Consider the following 23,983-nt stretch of genomic DNA (forward strand, 5'->3'; position numbering starts at 1 on the left):
AGCCCGCCGGCGCCACCTAGTGACCCCCGGCCACGCGAGAATGGGCGCGTGAACGGCTCCTGGACCGCCTTCGGCGGCGACCTGCACCTGGACCTCACCGAGCGACGCGCCGCCGGGGCCGGGCTGCGGGCCGCCCTGGAGGACGCCCTGCGGGAGGCCGTCCAGGACGGGCGGCTGGCCCCCGGCACCCGGCTGCCGTCCTCCCGGGCGCTGGGCGAGGACCTCGGCATCGCCCGCAACACCGTGGTGGAGGCGTACGGGCAGCTCACCGCCGAGGGCTGGCTCAGCTCCCGGCAGGGCTCCGGCACCACGGTCGCCCGGCGGGCCGTGCCGGTACGGGACGGGCGGGCGCAGGGCGAGTCGACGCGGACCGGGCCGGTGCGGGGCGGGCGGGCCGCCCCGGCCCGGGTGCGGCCGACCGTCCGGCACGACCTGATGTCCGGCCGGCCCGACCTCTCGCTGTTCCCCCGCACCGCCTGGCTCGCCGCGGCCCGCCGCGCCCTGGCCACCGCCCCGCACGAGGCGCTCGGCTACGGCGGCCCGCTGGGCCGGATCGAACTGCGCGAGGCGCTCACCCACTACCTGGCCCGGGTCCGCGGCGTCCGCACCGACCCGGACCACCTGCTCGTCTGCAACGGCTTCCAACAGGGCTTCGGCCTGCTCTGCGCGGCCCTGCGGGAGCGCGGGGCGCGGGCCCTGGCGGTCGAGGGGTACGGGCTGCCGCCGCAGCACGCGGTGGCCCGGGCCGCCGGTCTGTCCCCGGTCCCGCTGCCGCTGGACTCCGACGGCGCGCTGGTCGACCGGCTGGACGCCCGCTGCGGCGCCGTCCTGCTCACCCCCGCCCACCAGTACCCCACCGGGGCACCGCTGTCCGCGGACCGGCGGGCGGCCGCGGTGCGGTGGGCGCGCGAGCAGGACCGGTACGTGATCGAGGACGACTACGACGGCGAGTTCCGCTACGACCGGCAGCCGTTGGGAGCGATGCAGGCGCTCGACCCGGAGCGGGTGGTGTACGCCGGGACAGCCGCCAAGAGCCTCGCCCCGGGCCTGCGGCTGGCCTGGCTGGCCCTGCCGGACGCGCTGGTCGAACCGGTCGCCCGGCTGAAGGCGCTGACCGACACCATGTCCCCGGTGCTCGACCAGCTGACGCTGGCCGAACTGATCACCTCCGGGACGTACGACCGGCACGTACGGCGCTGCCGGCTGCACTACCGGCGCCGCCGCGACCGGCTGGTCGCCGCGCTCGCCGAACACGCCCCGCAGGTCGAGGTCACCGGCATCGCGGCCGGGCTGCACGCCGTGCTCCAACTCCCGCCCGGCTCGACGCCGGAGGCCGAGTTGCTCGCCCGTGCCGAGGCCGCCGGCCTCGCCCTCGGCAGCCTCGGCTGGCACCGCGTCGACCCGACGGTCGCCGAGGACGCCGCCCCCGCGCTGGTGATCGGCTACGGCACGCCGCCGGAGCACGCCTTCCCGGCGGCCCTGGCGGCCCTGTGCGAGGTGCTGCGCACGGCCTGAGGGCGAGCAACAGGAGCACGGGTGCGGCCCGGAGCCTTCCGCCTCGCGCAGTTCCCCGCGCCCCTTTCGGGACGCGGGGAAACAGAGAGGAGAGGGGATCACGGGGAGGGCGCCCGTCCCCGACGGGGGTGGCGGGGGCGGGCGCCCGGTACGGGGAGGGGCCGGGCGACTACTTGTTGCGGGTGCCCAGTTCGAACAGCAGGATGATGAACCCGGCGAAGAGGTGGCAGCCCACGGTGTAGATCACCAGGCGGTGGTAGACCCGCTTGTTGGCCCACTTGCCGGCGTCGACGGTCTTCGGGCCGGCCGCGGTGTCGGGGGCGGCGGCGGGGGCCGCGGTGTCGGCGGCGGCGGTGGTGGTGGGATCGGCCATGGGGATCTCCTCCGGGGTGTGCTGACGGCGGGTCAGTGGGCGGCGGGGCCGCCGCCGAGGCAGAGTTCGCCGCCGGGGCTCTGCAGCAGGGTGTGGACGAAGAGCAGTTCGACGCCGGAGCCGGACTCGGCGGCGATGCAGTGCGGGGTGAGCGAGTCGTAGTGGGCGGAGTCGCCGGGGGCGAGCAGGTGGACGCGGTCGCCGAGGGTGACCCGCAGCTCCCCGCGCAGCACGTACAGCCACTCCTCGCCGGGGTGCACCCGGACCACCGAGTCCTGGACGCCCGGCGGGACCTGCACCCGCAGGGCCTGCATGGCGCGGCCCGGGGCGCCGGCCCGGCGGTAGCCCCAGCCGCCGGCCCGGCCGGGGTCTATGGCGCCGCCGCGGACCACCGGGTCCGGTTCGACCATGGCCTCGCCGAGCAGTCCGGAGACGGAGGTGCCGTAGGCGCGGGCGAGACCCAACAGGACGGGCAGCGAGGGCTGTCGGCGTCCGGTCTCCAGTCGGGACAGATAGGCTGGGGAGAGACCGACCCGGCCCGCCGCGACCTCCAGGGTGAGCCGGCTGCTGAGCCGGTGCTCGCGGAGGCGGGCGGCGAGGCCCGCGACCTCCTGGTCGTCGGACTGGTCGCCGTCGGCGGGGGTGCCGGTGGAGCTGGTGGTCATGTGACCAGTGGACACCCCGCCTGCCCAGCGGGCAAGAATTTTGCCTCAGAGGCAAAGAGGCAGAGGCTCCGGCTCACGGCCGGGGCACGTTCCGCAGGTTGCTGCGCGCCAGGTCGACCATCCGCCCGACCCCGCCCGAGAGCACCGTCTTCCCGGCCGCCAGGGCGAAGCCCTTCAGCTGGGCGGCGGTGATCCGCGGCGGGATGGACAGCGCGTTGGGGTCGGTGACCACGTCCACCAGCGCCGGGCCGGGCCGCTCCAGCGCCTCCGCCAGCACCTCCCGGACCCGGGCCGGCTCGGTGACCCGCTTCGCCGGGATGCCCATCGCCCGGGCGATGCCCGCGTAGTCCACGTCGCCGTTGTCGATCTCGAACTCCGGGTAGCCGGAGACCAGCATCTCCAGCTTGATCATGCCGAGGGCCCCGTTGTTGAAGACCACGGTCTTCACCGGCAGCCGGTGCTTGACCACCGTGAGCAGTTCGCCGAGCAGCATCCCGATCCCGCCGTCCCCCGCCATCGCGACCACCTGCCGTCCCGGGCAGGCCAGTTGGGCACCGATCGCGTGCGGGAGGGCGTTCGCCATCGAGCCGTGCAGAAAGGAGCCGATCACCCGGCGGCGGCCGTTCGGCTGGAGGTAGCGGGCGGCCCACACGTTGTTCATGCCGGTGTCCACGGTGAACACCGCGTCCTCGGCGGCCACGTCGTCCAGCACCGAGGCCACGTACTCCGGGTGGATCGGCAGGTGCTTGTCGATGTCCCGGGTGTAAGCGCCGATGACGTCCTCCAGCGACTTGCAGTGCTTGCGCAGCATGCCGTCCAGGAAGGAGCGGTCCGGCTTGGCGTCCAGCAGCGGCAGGACCGCCCGCAGGGTCGCCGCGACGTCCCCGTGCACGGCCAGCTCCAGGGCGGTGCGGCGACCCAGCCGGGTCGCGTCGTGGTCGACCTGGATGGTACGGGCCTGCGGCAGGAAGGAGTCGTACGGGAAGTCGGTGCCGAGCAGCAGCACCAGGTCGGCCGAGTGCAGCGCCTCGTGGCAGGCACCGTAGCCGAGCAGCCCGCTCATCCCGACGTCGTACGGGTTGTCGTACTGGATCCACTCCTTGCCGCGCAGCGAGTGCCCGATCGGCGCGTTCACCGCCTGGGCGAGGGCCAGCACCTCGCTGTGCGCCCCGCGCACCCCGGCGCCGCAGAACAGGGCCACCCGGCGGGCCGCGTTCAGCAGCCGGGCCAGCTCCTGCACCTGCGACCAGGGCGGCGCGGCGACGGCCTGCTCGGTGAGGAAGTGGCTGGTGCCGGTCGGCCCGGCGGCCGGGAGGGCGGCGACGTCCCCGGGGAAGGCCAGCACCGAGACGCCGTGCGAGCCGAGCGCGTGCTGGATCGCGATCCGCAGCAGCCGGGGCAGCTGGGCGGGGGTGGAGAGCAGCTCGCACCAGCTGCTGCAGTCGGTGAACACCCGCTCGGGGTGGGTCTCCTGGAAGAAGTCGGTGCCGATCTGGCCGGACGGGATGTGCGAGGCGAGGGCGAGCACGGGCAGGCCGCTGCGCTGGGCGTCGTACAGGCCCTGGATGAGGTGGGTGTTGCCGGGGCCGCAGGAGCCGGCGCAGACCGCGAGCCGGCCGCTGAGCTCGGCCTCGGCGGCGGCCGCGAAGGCACCGGCCTCCTCGTTGCGCACGTGCACCCACTGGATGCCGTCCGCCCGGCGGATCGCGTCGACGACGGGGTTGAGGCTGTCCCCGACGACGCCGTACACCCGCTCCACCCCGGCCTGCCGGAGCACCTCCACCATCTGTTCGGCCACGGTCGCCACGGGCGCTTCCCTTCGCTCGGCACGGGTCCCCTGCAGCCTCGGACAGGGCGGGGTCGGGCGCACACGGGGCGGGTCGAACGGGTGAGCGGGATGTGGTGGCGCGCGGGGCCGGGGGCGGCCCCGCGCGGGCGGGGCTACTCGGCGGCCAGGTGGTCCTGCTGGCCGAGCTTGCCGGCCACCAGGCCGGCCTGGGGCTGGCGGCGGGCAGGTTCGCGGCCCGGCGGCTGGGCGCAGCGCTCCTGCGCGGGCGGGACGGTGGTCGGCAGGGTGACCGGGGAACCGGCCTTGACCTGGACCGTCCCGCCGTCGTGCCGCAGGTGGATCACCTCGCCCCGGCGCAGCGTGTAGGTGGTGGAGTCGTGGCTGATCGTGACGCCCAGCAGCTGCCCGCGGACCAGCAGCGAGAAGCTCAACCGCATCAGCCCGGAGGGCAGTCGGGGCCGGAAGTCCAGCGTCTCGCCGTGGTCGCGCAGTCCGCCGAAGCCGGCCACCAGGGCGATGCAGGCCCCGGCGAGCGAGGCCATGTGGAGGCCGTCGCGGGTGTTGCCGCCGAGGTCGTGGAGGTCCATCAGGGCGGCCTCGGCCGTGTAGTCGTAGGCGAGGTCGAGTTGGCCGACCTCGGCGGCGATCACGGCCTGGGTGCAGGCGGAGAGCGAGGAGTCGCGGACGGTGAGCCGTTCGTAGTAGGCGAAGTTGCGGGCCTTCTGCTCGTCGGTGAAGGCGTCGCCGCGGACCTGCATGGCGAGCACCAGGTCGGCCTGCTTGACGACCTGCTTGCGGTACAGGTCGAAGTACGGGTAGTGCAGCAGCAGCGGGTACTTCTCCGGCGGGGTGGACTCGAAGTCCCAGACCTGGTGGTGGGTGAAGCCGTCGGCCTGCGGGTGGACGCCGAGGTCCTCGTCGTACGGGATGTACATCGCGGCGGCGGCGTCCCGCCAGGCGGCGGTCTCCTCGGTGTCGACGCCGAGTTCGGCGGCCTCCCGCGGGTGGCGGACGGCGGCCTCGGCGGCGGCGCGCAGGTTCGTCTGGGCCATCAGGTTGGTGTAGACGTTGTTGTCGGCCACCGCGCTGTACTCGTCGGGGCCGGTGACGCCCTCGATCCGGAACTTCCCGGCGGTGTCGTGGTGGCCGAGCGAGCGCCACATCCGGGCGGTCTCCACCAGCAGTTCGAGGCCGTACTCGCGCTCGAACTCCTCGTCGCCGGTGGCCCGGACGTAGCGGGCGACGGCGGTGGCGATGTCGGCGCCGATGTGGAAGGCCGCGGTGCCGGCCGGCCAGTACCCGGAGCACTCCTCGCCGCGGATCGTGCGCCAGGGGAACACCGCTCCGGCCAGGCCGAGTTGGGTGGCCCGCTCGCGGGCGAGCGGGAGGGTGGTGTGCCGCCAGCGCAGGGCCTGGTTGACGGCGCTGGGCAGGCAGTAGGTGAGCACCGGCAGGACGAAGGTCTCGGTGTCCCAGAAGCTGTGGCCGTCGTAGCCGGGACCGGTCAACCCCTTGGCGGGGATGGCGCGTTCCTCGCTGCGGGCGCCCGCCTGGAGGACGTGGAAGACGGCGAACCGGACGGCCTGCTGGAGTTCGACGTCGCCCTCGATCTCGATGTCGCTGGTCTCCCAGAACTCCTTGAGGTAGTCGGCCTGTTCGGCGACCAGGCCGTCCCAGCCGGTGTACCGGGCGGCGTTCAGCGCGGCCTCGACCTGGTCCCGGACGGCGGGCAGCGAGCGGGTGCCGGACCAGCCGTAGGACATGAACTTGATCAGCCGCAGCCGCTCCTGGGGTTCCAGCACGGTGGTGACGCTGATCCGGCAGTGGTCGGCCTCGGCCTCGGCGACGGTGTCGAGCCGGTCCGGCCCCTCGATGACGTGGTCCATCCCGGCGGCGACCCGGATGCCGCTGAACCGGGTGCGGTGCACCAGGACGGCCTTGGTGCCGGTGGCGTGGTGCGCCTCAGGCTGCAGCGGCGCCTCCAGGACGGCGGCGGCCCGCGGGTCGCCCTCGGGGCCGCCGGGCAGCTGCTCGTTGGCGACCAGTTCGGACTGGAGCACGATCCGCACCGGCCCGTCCACCGCCTCGACGCTGTACTCGACGGCGGCGATGGCGCGTTGGGTGAGCGAGACCAGCCGGGAGGAGCGCACCCGGATGGTCCGCCCGGCCGGCGAGGTCCATTCGCACTCGCGGTGCAGCAGGCCCTCGCGGAAGTCCAACCACCGGGTGTGGCTGACGAGTTCGCCGTAGCGCAGGTCGAAGGGCTCGTCGTCCACCAGCAGTCGGATGATCTTGCCGTTGGTGACGTTGATGACGCTCTGGCTGGACTCCGGGTAGCCGTAGCCGCCCTCGCCATAGGGCAGCGGGCGCAGTTCGAAGACGCCGTTGAGGTAGGTGCCGGGCAGGCCGTGCGGCTCGCCCTCGTCCAGGTTGGCGCGCAGGCCGATGTGGCCGTTGGAGAGCGCGAGGACGGACTCGGCGCGGGCCATCGAGGACGGGTCGACGCCGTGCTCGGTGATCTGCCAGGGGTCGATGGTGAAGTTGTCGGCGGGACTCATGCGGTGTCATCCCCCAGCAGCTCGGCGAGGTCGTCGACGACCACGGTGGCGCCGTCGCGGCGCAGTTCGGCGGCCTGCCCGGTGCGGTTGACCCCGACCACCGCGCCGAAGCCGCCGGCCCGGCCGGAGGCGACCCCGGCGAGCGCGTCCTCGAAGACGGCGGCGTGCGCGGGTTCGACGCCCAGCGCGCGGGCCGCGTACAGGTAGGTGTCCGGGGCGGGCTTGCCGGGCAGCGCCTGCTGCTTGGCGACCACGCCGTCCACGATCACCTCGAAGAGGTCCAGGATGCCCGCCGAGCGCAGCACGTCCCGGCAGTTGGCGCTGGAGGAGACCACCGCACCGGGCAGTCCGAGCGCGCGCAGCCGGTGCACGTAGGCGACCGAGCCCTCGTACGGCCGCACCCCCTGCTCGCGGATCAGCCGCAGCACGGTGTCGTTCTTGGCCCGGCTGATGCCCTGCACGGTACGGGCGTTCGGCGGGTCGTCCTCGGTGCCCTCGGGCAGGTCGATGCCCCGGCTGCGCAGGAAGGACCGGGTGCCGTCCAGGCGCGGGCGGCCGTCCACGTAGGCGTCGTAGTCGGTGACGGCGTCGAACGGGGTGAACTGCCCGCCGGTGCGGGCGGCTTCGGCGCGCAGGAAGGCGTCGAAGGTGTCCTTCCAGGCCGCGGCGTGCACGGTCGCGGTCTGGGTGAGCACTCCGTCGAGGTCGAAGAGGAAAGCGCGGATGTCGTCCGGTAGCCCCAGCATGGGTGCAGTCTGCCCCGGGAACGCGGGGGATGCCGCCCATTCCCGGCGGCGCGTCGCGGGAAGGGCGGCTTCCGGTCGCCGGCGCGGGACGACGCGCGGGCTCAGGGCGAGTCGGGCATCTGCGCCTCGGGCGACTGGATCACCGCGAAGACCGCGCCCTGCGGGTCGTTGACCACGGCCATCCGGCCGGCCTGCATGTCGAAGGGCGGCTGGATCACCGAGCCGCCGGCCTTGACCAGGGCGTCCACCACCGAGTCGGCGTCGTCCACCAGGAAGTACGTCATCCAGTGCGAGGGGGTGCCGGGCGCCAGGTACTTGGGGATCCCCTGCATCCCGCCCACCGTGCGCTCGCCGACGTTCAGCGAGTAGTAGCCGTCCATGCCCTGGATGGTGGCCGGGCGCAGGCCGAGGGCCGGCTGGTAGAAGCCACCGGCCGCCCCGGTGTCGGCGGTGTTGAGCTCGTTCCAGACCAGCGCGCCGGGCTCGTTGACCACGCCCGCGCCGATGAAGTCCATCGCCTGCCAGACGCCGAACACCGCGCCGGTCGGGTCGGCGGCGACCATCATCCGGCCGATCGTGCCGACGTCCATCGGGTCGTGGAAGACGGTGCCGCCCGCGTCGGCGATGGCGGTCCTGGCGGCGTCGGCGTCGTCCGAGGCCAGGTAGGTGGTCCAGGAGACCGGAGGCAGCGGCTGGCCCTCGGGCGCCGACTGCGTCATGATCCCGGCGACCGGGCGGCCGTTGAGGGTGCACACGGCGTAACCGCCGAACTCGGCCGGGCCGACCTCGCCCTGCCAGCCGAACAGGTCGCGGTAGAAGTCGAGCGCGGCCTGCTGGTCGCTCGCCATCAGGTCGACCCAGCACGGGGTGCCGGGCTTGTACGGTTCGGTCACTACGGGCATTGCTGGGCCTCCCGGAGGCGGTGGTGGCCGGCAGTGGTCGTCGGGCGGGCGCGGGGGCCGGTCCGACCGGTGCGGCCGTCCGCGCGGGCGGCCGTACGACGGAGGTACACCGCCCACCTTCGGCCCGCCGCCGCGTTCCCGCCACCGGACGGCGCCCTGGCGGGCGAGGGCGGGCGCCGCTCACCGGGAGGCGGCGGTCACTGCTCGTCGTGGCGCAGCGCGGTGACGAAGTAGGGCTGCGCCTTGCCGCTCTGCGCGTAGTCCTTGAGCCGGACCAGCAGTTCGGCCCAGGTGCCGGCCACCATCGGGACGCCCGCCTCGCTGCCGGGCTGCCAGCCGCCGTGCCGGAACAGCAGCCGGGTGCGCTCGGGCGCCTCCGGCTGGTCGTCGAGGTCCCAGCTGATCCAGGTGCCGGCCCAGTGCGGCGGGAAGGCCCCGGCGTTGGCCCAGAGCACCCGGTCCCGGTCGGCCCGCTCGCGGCGCAGCCGGAACGGCTCGGGGACGCCGGGGAAGTCGAAGAGCAGCACGTCGCCCTCGCGGTCCACGGCGGTGGTCCACCAGCCGGTCAGCCCGTCGTGGGTGTTGAGCGCGGCGAGGACGACGTCGCGGGGTGCGGCGATGTCGAACTGCAGGGCGATCTCGGGCATGGGGTCCGCCTTTCGGTGACCGGTCCCTCCACGGCCCACCATGGCACGACCCCGGGACGTACGCGCCCCGGGGTCGTGCCGCTCACTGCGGGTGCGGTCAGCCGCCGCTGCCGTAGGTGGTGTTCGCGCAGATGTCGTCGTCCGCGGAGCGGGCGTCGTTGGTGACGGTGGTGGGCAGCGGCTGCGGGGCACCTGGGGTGCCGCCGGTGGCCGTGCTGCCGCCGGTGCTCGGCGTGGCCGCTCCCATGCCGTTGGCCGCGGCGAAGTCCTGGCCGACGATCACGTTGATGCCCTTGCCGCTGCCGGCCTCGACGCTCGCACCCGGGAACAGCGCGGCGAGCTTCTCGGCGTTCGCCTTCTGCCCGGTGCCGTACTCGATCGTGGTGGTCTTGTACTTGGTGCTGGCCGCCTGACCGGCCGTGGTGGCCGCGTACTTGGCGCCCTTCAGCTGCTCGGTGGCCTTGCCGGCCAGGCCGTTGGCGAGGGTGCCGTTGTAGACCGAGACCCTGATCGAGGCGTTGGCCGGGTCCGCGGCCGGGGCGGCGGGCGTGCTGGGCGCGGCCGGCTGCCCGGAGGAGGGGGTGGCGGCGGCGTCCGGCTGCTGGCCGGTGGCGTTCTGGCCGTCGATGGTCTGGTCGGCCTTGAGGGTCTCCCAGAGCTTGTTGGCGTCCGGCTGGACCAGGTCGATGTTGGCGTCCTGGGTGCGGTAGCGCCAGGGGGCCGTCACGAACTTGAGGTCGTGCATGTCGATGTTCTTGAGCGACAGGCCGAAGGAGAGCAGCTTGTCGGCGGAGTCCAGCCCGGGGTCGACGGTCAGCGACTTGGTGGCCGCGTCGGCCAGCGGCAGCAGGGTGGTCGGGCTCAGCCCGTCCTTCTTCATCTTGGTGGCGAGCGAGCTCATGAAGGCCTGCTGGCGCTTCATCCGGCCGATGTCGGAGCCGTCGCCGATGCCGTGCCGCAGGCGCACGTAGTCGAGCGCCTGCTGGCCCTGCACGGTCTGCTTGCCCTGCGGGAGGACCAGGTTGCCCTTCTTGTGCAGGTTGGGGTTGATGTCCCCCTCGTAGATCGGCTTCGGCAGGCAGATGTCCACGCCGTTGACGGCCTTGGTCATCGCGGAGAAGCCGTTGAAGTCGACCACCATGGTGTGGTCGATCCGGATGCCGGTGACCTTCTCGATGGTGTTCTGGGTGCAGGCGGGGTTGCCGCCGTCGCTGCCGCCGACCGAGAACGCGGCGTTGAACAGGTCGTTGCCGCCCTTGGTCCACTTGCCGTTGGGCAGCTTGCAGGACGGTACCGGCACGATCGCGTTGCGCGGGATCGAGATGCCGACGGCGTGCTTGTGGTCGGCGTAGACGTGCAGCAGGATCGTGGTGTCCGAGCGGGCGCCGCCGTCCTCGCCGCCGCCGAGGTCGGAGTTGTTGCCGCCCCGGCTGTCGGAGCCGATCAGCAGGATGTTCACCGGCTTGTTGCCGTCCGCGTCGGCCTTGGCCTCGGGCGGGCGGTCGGTGGCTATCGCGTCGGCGTCGAAGGACTTGATGTTGGCGTTCAGCTTGTAGTAGATCGCGCCGCCGGTGCCCGCGATCAGCACCAGCACCCCGGCCGCCGACCAGGCGACGATCTTCTTGACGTTCTTCTTGGGCTTGGCGCTGCGCCGCGCCGCCGCCCGTCCGCCGCCGCCCCCGTCCTTGCCCGCGCCGCCACCGCCGCCCTTGCCCTGGGCCGCGCGGCGGGCCTCGGCCCGGCCTCCGGAGCGCGGGGCGGGCACGCCGCCCGCCTTCTCCTCCGCCGGGAGTGCCTCGGGCGCGCCCTCGTCCCGAGCCGGGCTCTCGCCCCTGCGACCTGCCATGCGCGTACCTTTCACCGACTCACCGACGGAAGCGACGCCCCGGACGATCTGGCGCACCGCACACAGGGAGACGGGCCGAGCCGTTCCCAGGTTGTACGTACGAAGGTCGGTACGGACCGACTATCGCGGCTTCCGATCATATTGAGATCAGATAAGAACACGGACCTCCGGTACACCAACGACCCCGGCAGTCACGGGACCATCCCGCTACAGACCGTCCGAAAACGGCTGATTCGGGCGGCTCTTGGCGCACGGCCGCAGCGGCGGTCTGATCAGCGGATCAGAAGACGCAGGGGATGCCGCCGTCGGACTGGGCGTCGACCATCGGGCCCTGCTGGGCCACGTTGGTGCCCGGGTCGGTCGGGGCGCTGGAGGGGCGGTCGGAGGCGACGCCGGTGAAGGAGGAGCCGAGGGTGACCACGACGTGGCCGGCGGCGGCCGAGGCGGACTCGGTGGCGGTGACGCCGTAGCGGGTGGCGATCTGGTCGGCGGCGTCCTTGGCGCCCTTGCCGTAGGTGACGGTGGTGTTCTTCTGCTTGGTGGCGGCCGGGCCGGCCTTCCCCTCCTTGAAGCCCAGGCCGGCCAGCACCTTGGCCTCGTTGGACGAGGACACCCCGGCGGCGGAGGAGGCGTTGAACACGTCCACGGTGGCGGGGGCGGCCGCCTGGGTCGGGGTCTGGGCCGGGGTGGCGGTCGGGGACGCCGTGTCGGTGGCGGTGGGGGCCGGGGCCGCGGCGGCGTCCGCGTATCCGAAGAGCTGCTTGACGATCTTCTGGACCTTGGGCGCGCTGACGACGTTGACGGCCTGGCCGTTGATCTTCGAGAGGTCGTCGACCGGAAGGGTGCGGAACTCGACGTTGCCGCCGGTCAGGTTGGGCGCCTGCTGGGCGAAGTCCAGGACGTTCCACTGGTTGTCGATGACGAGGTCCTGCTGGACCACACCCATCAACTGCTGCATCTTGCCGAGATCGCCGACGACGCCCTTCTCCTTGAGGTTGTGCACCACGTAGGAGATGAAGGCCTGCTGGCGGTGGGTGCGGGCGAAGTCGTCCGAGTTCCCGTGGCCGTCGTCCAGGTTGTGCCGCTGGCGGACGAAGGAGAGCGCCTGGGCGGCGTCGAGCTTGCTGTGCCCGGCCGGGAGCTTGAGCCCGGTGCCACCGCCCTCGTGGGTGGCGGTCCTGGAGATGATCGGGTCGTCCACCGGGTGGGTGAGACACACCTCGATCGGCTTGAGCACGTCGGCGATGTCGTAGAAGCCCTTCAGGTTGACCTCGGCGACGTGGTCGACGGGCTGGTCCAGGAAGGTCTGGACCGTACGGATGGCGGCCGCGCGCCCGGCGTCACGACCGGCCTTCTCCAGGTCGGCGCCCTTGAGTCCCTTGCCCTTCGGGCTGCCGTTGAACTGGTCCTTGGCGTTGCCGTAGGCCTCCTTGATCTTGGCCATGCCCAGCTTGGTGCCGTCGCCCTTGTACGTCATGACGTAGTCGTCGCGCGGGATCGACACCGCCTGTACCTTGCCGCCGCCGGCCGGTATGTGCAGCAGGATCAGCGAGTTGGTGTTGTAGCCGCCGATCTCGGAGTCGTGGCCGGCGTGCAGCTCGTTCTCGACGATCGACGGGTCGAGGTCCGAACCGTCCATCGCCTTGCGGCTGTCCAGGCCGATCAGCAGCAGGTTGATCGAGTTGTCGAGGTGCTTGGGAGCGTCCTTCTTGGTCTCGTCGAGGGCCTTGGACGTGGTCATCCCGTCGGTCAACGACGTGTACTCGTACCAGACCACCCCGCTGGCCGCGAAGACCGCGAAACCGACCGTGCAGGCCGCCACCCGGCCGGCGATCAGCAGCGGGGAGCGCTTGGGCCCCTCGGTCGCCCTGCGGGCCGCCGCCCGACCGCCCGACGGCGGCTCCTCGGCGTCCGGCTGCTGCTCGGTGTGCTCGGCCATGGTGTGTCCCCCGGCTCCGGGACCGTTCGGTCCGTGTTCGACAGGCATGGAGCGGCCAGCGAAACACAGAAACGGTTCGGGCCAAAGCGCTTCGCCGTCAAATTACCCACCCTGCACCCGATTTACCGCCGATTGCACCCGTCGGGGGGCGCCTCAGAGCCAACCGCGGCGTCCCGCCAGCAAGCCCGCCTCGAACCGGCTGCGCGCGCCCAGGCGGTCCATCAGGTCGGCCATCATCCGGCGGGTGGTGCGCAGCGAGAGGCCGAGGTGCTTGCCGGCCGCCTCGTCGGTGTAGCCCTGCCCCAGCAGGCGCAGCAGTTCCTGTTCCTGGCGGGTGAGGCCCTGCTCGTCGCGTTCGCGCGGGGCGCCGAAGGGGGTGGCGTCGGACCAGGTCTGGTCGAACAGCGAGACCAGGGCGGCGAGCACGCCCGGTGACGAGATCTGGACGGCGCCCTTGAGGGTGTTGGCCGGATCGATCGGGACGAGGGCGACCTGACGGTCGATGACCAGCATCCGCAGCGGCAGCGCGGGCGCCGTCCGCACCTCGCAGCCCAGTCCGGTGAGCCACTCGGCGTGCTGGACGGTGGCGCGGTCCTTGCGCACCGAGTCCAGGTAGACGGTGCGCATGGTGACGCCGCGGGCGAGCAGGGCCTCGTTGTCGGGGCGGCTGGCCTGGAGGGAGGCGGCGGACTGGGCGCCACCGGGGCTGAAGGTGAGCAGTTCGTCGCGGACCCCGCCGACCAGCTCCTCCATCCGGGCCTCGACGGTGGCCATCCCGAGCAGCCGCTCCAACTGGCTGTCCTCGCGGGCGGACTCGTCGCGGAACTGGGCGAGCATGCCGGAGATCTCGGCCTGGCGGCGTTCGAACTCCAGCTGCGCGCGCTGCTGGACGGATTCGTAGTGGCGCAGCAGGGCGGGCAGGCCGACCCGTGGATCGACCGGGCGCAGGTTGCCGGAGAGCTCGCCCGGGTCCCCCTCCTCGCAGGGGCGGAGCAGGCGCAGCCCGGCGAGCTGGTCGAGGGCGGCGCGGACCTGCTCGCCGGTCAGGTCGAGCCGTTCGGCCAGACCCTCGACATCGAGCTGATGATCGGTCAGCATCAACCGGTAGACCGCCTGCGCGGCGTCGTCGATCCTCCGCGTCATCGGCTGCACCACTCCCCCGAGGCCGGTACCGATTTCCGGCACTTGGCCGGACAAGTCCGCTGCCCGATCATGCCAGGACGGGCAGGTCAGGACAACTGCGGAAGCGTTTCTTTCGGTGCGCCGGAAGAGCCCGTCGGGATAAAGGTAAAAGGAAGGCAATGGCACCAAGGTGCCACGGCGATCTTCCTGCCGCCCCGAACACCTTCCGGCAGCCCTCGAGATCCTCCAGACTTTCGGTTGTCGGGGAGCCGCGAGCTCCCCCGCCGGGCCCGCCGATGATCACGGACCGTCATCACCGACGGCCGACCGACCGAGTCGGGGAATCGGCCGGCACCCGCTTCCGAACGTACTTTTCCTGGGGGATTTCCATGCTGCTTTCCTGCCGCAAGCTCGCCTGTACCGCCGCGGTCGCCGTGGCCGCCGCGGGCGGTTTCCTGGCCGGATCCGCACAGGCCGCGCCGAGCCCCGCACCGGCCGTCGGACCTGCCACCACCTCGGTGCAACAGTTCACGAACCATCTCACCAACCAGCTCCGCCCGAGCCAGCTGCTGATGCTCGGCGGCGAGGCCACCCCGGCCGACTGGCGTTGGGGATAACCCTCCCACCAGCGGTTCGAGGCGCCTGACGCCTCCCGCCACGATCGACCGACGGGCAGTTCCCACCGGCCCGTCCGAGCGGCCGCGAGCCGGACGAACTCCGGACCGCCGCATCAATTGAATGTGCAACAAACCTGCCAGGAGCGACAGTGCCGGTCATCGAGCCGATTGTGCTGAACTTCTTCGGCCTCGAAATCGCCCTCGTCCAGGCCGACCGCGACGAGATCGCGTTCCATTTCGGGCCGCACCTCACCGGGAATTCCCGGGACCCCGACCAACTGCGGGTGGAATTCTCCGGCGGCCCGGGGAAGGGCGCACCCGGCGATTTCCTGGTGCGCCGCAGTGACGGAACGCCATTGCTGCGCCGCACCTGCCGGGGCTGGGGGAACGTCCCCGGCGCGGTGCCGCCGTTCGCGGCGCTCCAGGACCGGTTCTGCCTCACCCCGGCCGTGGTGCTCGCCAAGGGCGACGCCACCGTCGCCCTGGTCGGCGGGCCGTACTCGGAGCAGGCCAACGTGGGCGCCGCGCTGGCGCAGCGCTCCTGGGAGTTCGTCTCCGGACGACTGCTGGTGCTGGACCGCCGCACCGGACACGTGCTGCCCTACCTCGCGCCGCTGGAGGCGCGCGGGGCGGCCGCGGCCCGGCTGCGCGGCGCCGGGCTGCCCGAGGGGACGTGGCGCACCGTCACCTCGCCGGTCGGCGGCGAGGTGCTGCTGGTACGGCCGGAGAGCCTCGGCCCGGTCGTCCCGGTGCGGGCCCGACTGGCCCCGCCGGCACTGGTCCGGCTCTGCCGCAGCGTCGACGAGGAAGTGCGCCTGGCACCATGGGAGTTCACCACCCGGACCTGGCCGGCCGGCTCCAGCGGCCTGCTCGCCGACGCACCGACGCACTGCCTGCACCTGCCCGGTGTGAGCGGGGCGGAGGAGGCGGCCGGCCTGATCGATCACGCCATGACCAAGGAGAAGGACGACCCGTGCCTCGACGTACCGGCTATGCCATCGGCGCACCGTGCTGGGCTGACTGCATCACTCCCGATCTGAGCGGCAGCCGGGAGTTCTACTCGGCGCTGCTGGGCTGGGAGTTCGTCACCGAGTCGCCGGACTACCAGCTGGCGGTCCTCGACGGGGAGGTCATCGGCGGCTTCGGCGCCGCCCCGGCCGGGCTGCCGCCGCTGGCCGCCTGGAACGTCTACCTGGCGACCGAGGACGCGGACCACTGCTGCACCCGGGTCGGGCTGCTGGGCGGGCGGGTGGTGATGCCACCGGTGCCGGCCGGGGAGAACGGGCGGCTGCTGCTCGCCCTCGACCCCTCGGGGGTCACCGTCGGCTTCTGGGAGGGCGCCCGGGCCGAGGGCGTGGTGCTCGCCGACGAACCGGGCGCGATCTGCGGGCACGAGCTGCGGGTGCCCTCCGCAACCCGGGCCGAGGACTTCTACGGGTCGCTCTTCGGCTACCGACTCGGCCCGGAAGGGGAGTTCACGCTGGACGGCGTCCCGCACGCCCGGGTGGTGGAGAGCGACCAGGGCCGGCCGTGCTGGCTGCCCCACTTCGGCGCGGCCGACCCGGCGGAGACCGTGCGGCAGGCGGTCGGGCTGGGCGCCCGGCTGGTCCGGCCGGGGCGGGAGCAGCCGCCGGTGCTGCGCGACCCGTGGGGGGCGGAGTTCGGCGTCGTGGCGGCGGGCTGAGCCGCCCGCGGCCGCAGCGCCCCGCGTCACAGCCCCGCCCCGCGTCACAGCCCCCGCCCCGCGCCTCACAACGCCTTGACGGCGGCGCCCAGTTCGGGCCTCCCCTTGATGGCCAGCTTGCGGTAGATCCGGCCCAGGTGGGTGTCCACGGTGCGCTTGCTGAGGCAGAGCCGCTCGGCGACCTCCAGGTTGCTCAGGCCCTGCAGCACCAGTTCGGTGACCCGCCGCTCGCTCGGCGTCAGCCGGACCGGCCCGGCGTCGCGGGTGCCGATGGCCGGGCCGCCGCGCGGCTCGGCCGGACGCGGCCGGGGGTCGCCGCCGGGCAGCGGATCGGCCGCGATGGTCCGGGCCGCGGCGTGCTCACCGAGCGCCTGGTAGGCCTGGGCCGCATGGGTGCGCCACGGCACGCAGGCCGGGTTGGCCACGCCGCGGGCGGCCAGCTGGTGCCCGCACTCCAGGAAGAGCCGCAGCGCCTGCTGGTGGTCGCCGCGCTGCGCGGCGACCAGCCCTCGCGCCTCCAGCAGCACCCCGCGCAGCAACGGATGCGCCTCCGCGGGCAGTTCGACCTCGGCGAGGGCAGCGGCGTCCACCGGCAGCCCGCGCCGCAGCCGGGCCCGTACGGCGAGCGCCCGGGCGGCGCCCGCGAGGTCGTCCGCCCGGATCTGCCCGGCCAGTTCGGCGGCCTGTTCGGCGTCGGCGAGGGCGGCGTCCAACCGGCCCTGCCGGTGGGCGATGTCGGCGCGGGCCAGCAGGGCGAGGGCGAGTTCGGCGCGGTGGTTCCAGCGCTGGGCGGAGCGGACCGCCCGGCCGACCCAGGCGGCGGCCTCGTCCAGGCGTCCGGTCCAGGCGTAGGCCATCGCCGCGCCCAGCACCTCCGTCCCGGCCTCGGCGGGCGAGACCCGGCGCACGCAGCGTCCGGCCAGCCGCACGGCCGTACGCGGCCGCCCCCCGGCTGCGGCCAGCGCGGCCAGCGCGCCGAGCAGGGCGGTGGCGGCGGGTGCGGCGGGCTCGGCCCGCAGGGCGGCCAGGGCGGGCCGCAGCGCGGTGCGCCGGCCGGCCAGCGCGGCCTGGGCGGCGAGCGGCAGCAGCAGGTCGGCCGGTGGCGGGCAGGCGGCGGTCCGCGCCCCGGCGACCAGGGTCCCGGCGACCAGCGCTCCGGCGGCCTCCGCGAAGGGGACGGCGGCGGCGCCGGCCGCGCTGAGCGCGAGCACCGGCCCGGTGAACGGCCGCAGCAGTCGGGCCCGTTCCACCGGGTCGGGGGTGGCGGCCAGGCCGGCCGCGCAGCGGGCGGCGGCGGCCACGTCGCGGTGGAGTTCGACGGCGCCGAGCTGTCCGGTGAGCGAGCGGACCAGGTCCGGGTCGGCGGCGTCGGCGAGGGCGCGCTGGAGGTAGCGGGCGGCGTCGTCCCAGTGGCCGTCGGCGGCGGCCTCCTTGGCGGCGGTGCGCAGCACCGGGACGGCCCAGTCCAGTCCGGTGGTGCCGGAGGACATCAGGTGTTCGGCGGTGCGGGCGGCCGGGGCGCCGAGGCGGGCCAGCAGGGCGGCGGCGCGCTCGTGCAGGGCGACCAGGACGCGCGGGTCGGTGCGGGCCAGGACGGCGGTGCGGACCAGCTCGTGCCGGAACGTCTCGGGCGGGCCGGGGTCGATCAGGTCGGTGCGGCGCAGCGCCTCGCGGGCCTCGTCGGCGAGCAGTTCGCCCTGGCCGGTGAGCAGGGCGGCGGTGGCGAGGTCGGCGTCGGTGCCGAGCACGGCGAGGCCGGTGAGCAGTTCGGCCGCGCGGGGGTGGCTCTGCCGCAGCCAGCTGAGGGTGGTGTCGGCGAGGGCGCCGGCGCCGATCCGCAGCACGGTGTCGAGGTCGGGCGATCCGGGCGAGATCCTGGCGGCGGCCAGGCGGGCGGTGAGTTCCTCGACCACCAGGGGGTTGCCCCGGGAGAGGTCGTGGCAGACCGCGGCGAGTTCCGGGTCGACCGGGGCGTCGAACTCCTCGGCGACGCGTTCGGCCACGCAGCTGTCGCAGAGCGGGCCGGGGGTGAGGGTGCGGGCGTGGCGCAGCGCGGCGAGTTCGGCGGCGAGCGGGTCGGCGGCCTCGTCGGCGGTGCTGGCGAGCAGGGCGACGGGCAGGCCGTCGAGCCGGCGGGCGAGGTAGGAGAACCACTGCCGGGACTCCTCGTCGGCCAGGTGGAGGTCGTCCACGGCCATCACGACGGGGGTCCGGGAGGTGAGCGAGCGGGCCGCGTGGAAAAGGTTGCTCAGGACCCGTTCGCGCCCGTTCCCGGCGTTTTCGGTGCGCGCCCCGGGGGTTCCGTGAACTGTGCCCGGAAGGGCTTCGGTGAGGAATTCGTCGGGTGATTCGCCCAGGAATTGGGAGGTGGCCGCCGAGCCACTTGTCATGCCCATGAAAGGGTCGAAGAGCTGGCGCACCACGCCGTACGGAAAGTCCCGTTCGTTGGCGTGACATCGGGCCCGCAGCACCACCGCCTCGCCCGGTATCCGGGCCAGCGCGGCCCGCAGCAGCGCGCTCTTCCCGATCCCGCGCGGGCCTCTGACCAGCACGACAGCGGATCGACCCGCACCCGCGCCGGCCACCGCCCGGGCCAGCTCGGCCAGCTCCGTCTCCCGGTGCAGCAAAACTCCAGTCGGCACCGCAACCCCCCGTCGTACGCGCCTGCGGACACACCAGTATCGCCTCCGGCACCCCCCTGTCAATGTTCCGGGCTAATACGTACGGGGCTACGTACCGTCCGCGCGGAATACGTAATTCCGCTCGATGCGTAACTCGACCGCCCTGCCGAATATGCAGTATGTACAGCCGAATTGGCGACGTGCTCGAATACTCGCAAGGAACTTGTGAACACAGGGGGATGACTTATGGAGCGTCCGCGGCTCAAGGCCCATTTCCTCACCGAAACGGTGGGCGAGAAGGTCTTCCTGCTCGGAGAGGGGCAGGACTACCTCGTCCCGGGGGCCGCCGCGGTGCGCCTCCTGCCCTACCTGGACGGACGGCGCACCGTCGCCGAGATCCTCCAGGAACTGGGCGCCGAGGTCCCGCTCGGCCAGGCGCTGACCGCGCTGCGCCGCTACGAGGCGGCCGGGCACCTCGCCGAGGGCCGGCCCGACCTGCCCGACCACGTGCTCGCCTACTGGGACGCCCAGGGCGTCGACCCGGCCGTCGCGCTGGAGGCCGCCCGGGCCACCGAACTGCTGGTGCTCGCCCTCGGCGCCGCCGAGTCCGCCCCGCTGGTCGACGCGCTCACCGCCACCGGCCTGCGCGCCCGCGCCGTGACCGAGGAGCAGGCCGTCGCGGCCGGCCCGGACACCCTGGTCGTCGCCCTCACCGACGACTACCTGGACCCCACCCTGGAGCGGCTGAACACCGCCCGGCTGGCCGACCGGCGCGCCTGGCTGCTCGCCAAGCCCACCGGCACCTCCCCCTGGCTCGGCCCGCTGCTGCGCCCCGACGAGACCGGCTGCTGGACCTGCCTGGCCCAGCGGATCAGCGGCAACCGCCAGGTCGAGCGCTACCTGGCCGGCAAGCGCGGCCAGACCGTGCCGCTGCACCCCACCCGCGCCGCGATCCCGGCCGGACCGGCGATGACCGCCCAGCTGCTGGCCACCGAGGCCGCCCGGATCCTGGCCGACGAGTGCTGCTCCGCCCTGGCCGGCACCATGGTCAGCCTCGACCTCAACACCCTGCAGACCACCGAGCACACGCTGGTCCGCCAGCCGCAGTGCCCGAGCTGCGGCGACCCGGCCCTGCTCACCGAGCGCAGCCCCAAGGTCGTCCTCCAACCCAGCCCGGCCCGGCACACCACCGACGGCGGCTACCGGGTCCAGGCCCCGCAGTTCACCTACGACCGGCTCAAGCACCACATCAGCCCGCACCTGGGCGCGATCACCCGCCTCGGCGCGCACGACGACACCGGCAACGGCATCACCTACAGCTTCACCGCCGGCCACAACTTCGCCATGGTCAACGACAACATGGACCTGCTGCGCCGCAACATGCGCGGCCAGAGCGGCGGCAAGGGCCGCTCCGAGATCCAGGCCAAGGTCAGCGCGATCTGCGAGGCGATCGAGCGCTACTCGGCGGTCTGGCGCGGCGAGGAGCCCGTCGTCCGGGCCGCCTACCGCGACCTCGACCCGGCCGTGGCCGTCCACATGGACGCCCTGCTCCAGTTCTCCGACGCCCAGTTCGCCGGCCGCGCCGAGTGGAACGCCGACCCCAAGCACCGCCTCCACCTGGTGCCCGACCCGTTCCCGGTCGACGCCGAACTGGACTGGACCCGCGCCTGGTCGCTCACCCACGACGAGGAGCGGCTCGTCCCCTCCGGCTACGCCTGGTACGGCCACCCCGACCTCCAGCAGCACTTCTACTGCGTCGGCGACTCCAACGGCTGCGCCAGCGGCAACACCCTGGAGGAGGCGATCCTCCAGGGCTTCTGCGAGGTCGTCGAGCGCGACGCGGTGGCGCTGTGGTGGTACAACCGCACCGCCCAGCCCGAGTTCGACCTGGACTCGCTGAACGACCCGTACGTGGACACCATGCGCGCCTTCTACGCCTCGGTGGACCGCGAGCTGTGGGTCCTGGACATCACCTCCGACCTCGGCGTGCCGGTGTTCGCCGCGATCTCCCGCCGCAAGCACGCGGTCGAGGACATCATGGTCGGCTTCGGCGCCCACCCGGACCCGCGGATCGCCGCGATCCGCGCGCTCACCGAGGTCAACCAGTTCCTCCCGTTCATCGACCGCCGGGACGAGGACGGGAACACCCTCTACCGCACCGACGACCTGGAGACCCTGGAGTGGTGCCGGACCGCGACGATCGCGGACGAGCCCTGGCTGCTGCCCGCCCGTGAGCTGCCCGCCAGCACCCTCGCCGACTTCGCCCCGCTCGCCGGTGACGACCTGGCCGGACACGTCCGGGACTGCGTCGAACGCGCCCGCCGGGCCGGCGTCGAGGTGATCGTGCTCGACCAGAGCCGCCCCGACCTCGACCTCGCCGTGGTCAAGGTGATCGCCCCCGGCATGCGCCACTTCTGGCGCCGCCTCGCCCCCGGCCGGCTCTACGACGTGCCGGTCCGCCAGGGCCGGCTGGCCGCTCCGCTCACCGAGGAGCAGTTCAACCCGAAGAACGTCTTCTTCTAGGAACGGCCGGGTACCGACGCGATGACCACCGCCCTTGACCGGATCCACCGGCCCGCGACCGCCCGTGCGGTGCGCCGGCTGCGGCTGCGCCCCGACGGCGCGCTCACCCCGCTCGGCCCGAAGGCCGTCCGGCTGACCGCGCCGATCGGCGCGCTGAACCTGTCCGACCTGGCGCCCGGCGCCATGGCGGCGGTGGCCGCACTGGCCGCCGCCGAGCAGACCGAGGAGGAGCTGGCCGCCCTGGTCGCCGCCCGGGACGGCGACGCCGGACTGCTGCGCTGGCAGCTGACCCGCCGCCGGCTCGGCACGGTGGGGCTGCTGGAGCACTCCGTCCACCTCGTGGGCGACGGCACCGACCCGGAGGACGGCACCGGCCCGGGCAACGGCATCGGCCCCGTCCCCGGCCCCGGCCCCGGCGCGGCCGCGGACGAGCCGCTGGCCCGGCTGCGCCCGGTCGGCCGGGGCGCCGCCGAGCCGGGCCCCACCCCGGACCCGACCGGGCAGGTGAAGCTGTCCCGCTTCGCCTCCGCCGCGGTCGAGGACGGCGCCCTGCTGGTGCGCGCCCCGGGCAGCCCGCTGGCCGTCCAGCTGACCACCCGGGCGGCCGGTCTGCTGGCCGCCCTGGCCGACTGGACCAGCCCCGCCGCGCTCGCCCAACTCCCGGGCGGGCTCCCGCTGGAGGCCGTCCGGCAGACCCTGCGGCTGTTCGCCGCGGCCGGGCTGCTGGCCTACGGCGCCCCCGGCGCCGAGCCGGAGGCCGAGGAGCAGCGCTTCGCCCAGTGGACGGCCGCCGACCTCGCCTTCCACTCCCGCACCCGGCGGCCCACCAGCGTGGCCGGGTACGGCGGCACCTACCGGTTCGGCGACCGCTTCGCCCCCGAGCCGGCCTCGCCCGCGCCGTTCCCCGGCGCGAAGGTCACCCTGCCCGTCCCCGACCTGGACGAACTCGCCCGCGCCGACCGGCCGTTCACCGAGGTGCTGGAGCAGCGCCGCTCGGTGCGCGACCACGACGAGCAGGCGCCGATCACCCTGGCGCAGCTCGGCGAGCTGCTCTACCGCAGCGCCCGTCGCCGGCAGACCTTCACCGGCGGGGACGGCCAGGAGCTGGCCGACCGGCCGTACCCGAGCGGCGGCGCGGTGCACGAGCTGGAGCTGTACCCGCTGGTCACCTCCTGCGCGGGCCTGGAGCCCGGGCTGTGGCACTACGCGACCGACCGGCACGAGTTGGAGCTGGTCAGTGCGCCGAGCCCGGCCACCGCCCAACTGGTCAAGAGCGCCCGGGAGTCCAGCCTGATGCAGGCCGACCCGCAGGTGGTGCTGCTGGTCACCGCGCGGTTCGGCCGGGTGATGTGGAAGTACGAGACGGTCGCCTACCCGCTGGTCCTCAAGCACGTCGGCGCGCTCTACCAGACCCTCTACCTGGTCGGCACCGCGATGGACCTCGCGGTCTGCGGCCTCGGCGGCGGCGACGCGGCCGACTTCGCGGCGGCCAGCGGCCTGGACTACTTCACCGAGGGCACCGTCGGCGAACTGGTGATCGGCAGCCGCCCGGCGGCGCTGCGCCAGGACGTCGGCGTCCCGCGCGCCCCCCGGAGAGAAGCCAGACGATGAAGTTCCGTTTCAAGGCCCTGCAGCGGATGCGCGAGCCGGACGAGCTGGACTCGCCCACCCTGCTCGCCGCGCCGCGGGGCTGGATCGCCCTGTTCGTCGTCATGATCACCATGGCGGCGGCACTGCTGTGGACCTTCGCCGGGACGATCCCGATCACCGTCGACGCCCCCGGCCTGCTGACCCACCCGCACGGCACCGCGATGATCCAGAGCCCGTACGGCGGGATGGTCCGCACGGTGCTCGCCAAGCCCTCCGACCAGGTCCAGCAGGGCCAGTCGGTGGTCCGGGTCGAGGACACCGAGGGCCACAGCCGGGAGATCACCAGCCCGTTCGGCGGGCGGGTGGTCGGCCTGTCGGTCACCGACGGGCAGGTGGTCGCCCCCGGCTCGCCGGTCGCCTCGGTCGAGCGGGTGGACGACCCCAAGGAGGCCGTGGTCGCGATGGTGTTCGTGCCCGCGACCCGCACCGTCGGGCTGGAGCCCGGCGACCAGGTCGACCTCAACGTGTCCACCACCCCGGCCGGCGCCTTCGGCCTGCTGCGCGGCACCGTCAGCTCGGTCAGCCCGTACGCGCTCACCCGGGAGGCCGTCTCCGGGCTGGTCGGCGGCGACCTCGCCGCCCAGCGCTACCTCGGCAAGGACGCGCCCCGGCTGGTCGTGGTCGAGCTGACGCCCGACCCGAACACCCCGAGCGGCTTCGCCTGGACCTCGCAGAGCGGCCCGCCGAACCCGCTGGGCACCCAGGTCTCCGTCACCGCCACCATCAACGTGGGCAAGCAGACCCCGTTCAACCTGATCCTCGGCCGCTGAGAGGGGGCTCCGAATC

18 protein-coding genes are annotated in these 23,983 nt (G+C 73.7%); 7 read left to right on the top strand and 11 right to left on the bottom strand.

Features of this window, described 5'->3' with window-relative positions; genetic code table 11:
* Positions 1–48: 48 nt before the first annotated feature.
* Positions 49–1,515 carry a PLP-dependent aminotransferase family protein gene (locus ACIP4P_RS39415; protein WP_400927583.1) on the top strand — a complete coding sequence of 489 codons (1,467 nt, stop codon included), beginning with the start codon at positions 49–51 and terminating at the stop codon, positions 1,513–1,515.
* A 169-nt stretch (positions 1,516–1,684) separates the two neighbouring features.
* On the opposite strand, the gene ACIP4P_RS39420 is transcribed toward ACIP4P_RS39415, so the two are convergent.
* The 10 genes from ACIP4P_RS39420 to ACIP4P_RS39465 form a co-directional block, all read right to left on the bottom strand.
* Positions 1,685–1,888: a DUF6126 family protein gene (locus ACIP4P_RS39420; RefSeq protein WP_400927585.1), complete on the bottom strand. Its 204-nt coding sequence runs from the start codon at positions 1,886–1,888 to the stop codon at positions 1,685–1,687.
* 32 nt (positions 1,889–1,920) lie between these two features.
* Complete coding sequence (locus ACIP4P_RS39425; protein WP_350513546.1) at positions 1,921–2,553, bottom strand: XRE family transcriptional regulator; 633 nt, start codon at positions 2,551–2,553, stop codon at positions 1,921–1,923.
* A gap of 73 nt (positions 2,554–2,626) precedes the next feature.
* Positions 2,627–4,339 (bottom strand): pyruvate dehydrogenase, encoded by a 1,713-nt coding sequence (locus tag ACIP4P_RS39430; RefSeq protein WP_400927751.1) that lies wholly within the window; start codon positions 4,337–4,339, stop codon positions 2,627–2,629.
* A gap of 155 nt (positions 4,340–4,494) precedes the next feature.
* Positions 4,495–6,900 carry a glycoside hydrolase family 65 protein gene (locus ACIP4P_RS39435; protein WP_400927588.1) on the bottom strand — a complete coding sequence of 802 codons (2,406 nt, stop codon included), beginning with the start codon at positions 6,898–6,900 and terminating at the stop codon, positions 4,495–4,497.
* Complete coding sequence (locus tag ACIP4P_RS39440) at positions 6,897–7,646, bottom strand: HAD family hydrolase (RefSeq protein ID WP_400927591.1); 750 nt, start codon at positions 7,644–7,646, stop codon at positions 6,897–6,899. Before ACIP4P_RS39440 ends, ACIP4P_RS39435 begins: the two co-directional genes overlap by 4 nt.
* A gap of 101 nt (positions 7,647–7,747) precedes the next feature.
* Positions 7,748–8,548, bottom strand: a complete 801-nt coding sequence (locus tag ACIP4P_RS39445; protein WP_400927594.1) for a VOC family protein — start codon at positions 8,546–8,548, stop codon at positions 7,748–7,750.
* Between the two features lie 197 nt (positions 8,549–8,745).
* Positions 8,746–9,195, bottom strand: a complete 450-nt coding sequence (locus ACIP4P_RS39450; RefSeq protein WP_400927597.1) for an SRPBCC domain-containing protein — start codon at positions 9,193–9,195, stop codon at positions 8,746–8,748.
* A gap of 97 nt (positions 9,196–9,292) precedes the next feature.
* A complete protein-coding gene (locus ACIP4P_RS39455; RefSeq protein WP_400927600.1) occupies positions 9,293–11,041 on the bottom strand; it encodes an LCP family protein in 1,749 nt (582 codons plus the stop codon).
* A 280-nt stretch (positions 11,042–11,321) separates the two neighbouring features.
* A complete protein-coding gene (locus tag ACIP4P_RS39460; protein ID WP_400927603.1) occupies positions 11,322–12,980 on the bottom strand; it encodes an LCP family protein in 1,659 nt (552 codons plus the stop codon).
* A 153-nt stretch (positions 12,981–13,133) separates the two neighbouring features.
* On the bottom strand, positions 13,134–14,123 hold the full coding sequence (locus tag ACIP4P_RS39465) for a LuxR C-terminal-related transcriptional regulator (protein WP_400927606.1): 990 nt from the start codon (positions 14,121–14,123) through the stop codon (positions 13,134–13,136).
* Positions 14,124–14,491: 368 nt separating this feature from the next.
* On the opposite strand from ACIP4P_RS39465, the gene ACIP4P_RS39470 reads away from it, so the two are divergent.
* The 3 genes from ACIP4P_RS39470 (at position 14,492) to ACIP4P_RS39480 (ending at position 16,403) form a co-directional block, all read left to right on the top strand.
* On the top strand, positions 14,492–14,719 hold the full coding sequence (locus ACIP4P_RS39470) for a hypothetical protein (RefSeq protein ID WP_400927609.1): 228 nt from the start codon (positions 14,492–14,494) through the stop codon (positions 14,717–14,719).
* A 149-nt stretch (positions 14,720–14,868) separates the two neighbouring features.
* On the top strand, positions 14,869–15,759 hold the full coding sequence (locus ACIP4P_RS39475) for a hypothetical protein (RefSeq protein WP_350513536.1): 891 nt from the start codon (positions 14,869–14,871) through the stop codon (positions 15,757–15,759).
* The gene (locus ACIP4P_RS39480) at positions 15,693–16,403 is read left to right on the top strand and encodes a VOC family protein (protein ID WP_400927613.1); all 711 of its coding nucleotides are present in this window, start codon (positions 15,693–15,695) and stop codon (positions 16,401–16,403) included. The genes ACIP4P_RS39475 and ACIP4P_RS39480 overlap by 67 nt, the downstream gene beginning before the upstream one ends.
* Before the next feature lie 65 nt (positions 16,404–16,468).
* Here the strand turns inward: ACIP4P_RS39480 and ACIP4P_RS39485 are convergent, their stop codons facing one another.
* The gene (locus tag ACIP4P_RS39485; protein ID WP_400927616.1) at positions 16,469–19,045 is read right to left on the bottom strand and encodes an ATP-binding protein; all 2,577 of its coding nucleotides are present in this window, start codon (positions 19,043–19,045) and stop codon (positions 16,469–16,471) included.
* A gap of 225 nt (positions 19,046–19,270) precedes the next feature.
* Between ACIP4P_RS39485 and ACIP4P_RS39490 the strand changes: the two genes are divergently transcribed.
* From ACIP4P_RS39490 to ACIP4P_RS39500, 3 genes are read left to right on the top strand one after another with little or no spacing between them, the layout of a single operon-like run.
* Positions 19,271–21,547 (top strand): TOMM precursor leader peptide-binding protein, encoded by a 2,277-nt coding sequence (locus ACIP4P_RS39490; RefSeq protein WP_400927619.1) that lies wholly within the window; start codon positions 19,271–19,273, stop codon positions 21,545–21,547.
* A 21-nt stretch (positions 21,548–21,568) separates the two neighbouring features.
* A complete protein-coding gene (locus ACIP4P_RS39495) occupies positions 21,569–23,158 on the top strand; it encodes a SagB family peptide dehydrogenase (protein ID WP_400927622.1) in 1,590 nt (529 codons plus the stop codon).
* Positions 23,155–23,967 carry an HlyD family efflux transporter periplasmic adaptor subunit gene (locus ACIP4P_RS39500; protein ID WP_350513531.1) on the top strand — a complete coding sequence of 271 codons (813 nt, stop codon included), beginning with the start codon at positions 23,155–23,157 and terminating at the stop codon, positions 23,965–23,967. The genes ACIP4P_RS39495 and ACIP4P_RS39500 overlap by 4 nt, the downstream gene beginning before the upstream one ends.
* The last annotated feature ends 16 nt before the right edge of the window (positions 23,968–23,983 follow it).

The sequence above is a fragment of the Kitasatospora sp. NPDC089509 genome, assembly GCF_044749365.1.
GTDB lineage: Bacteria > Actinomycetota > Actinomycetes > Streptomycetales > Streptomycetaceae > Kitasatospora.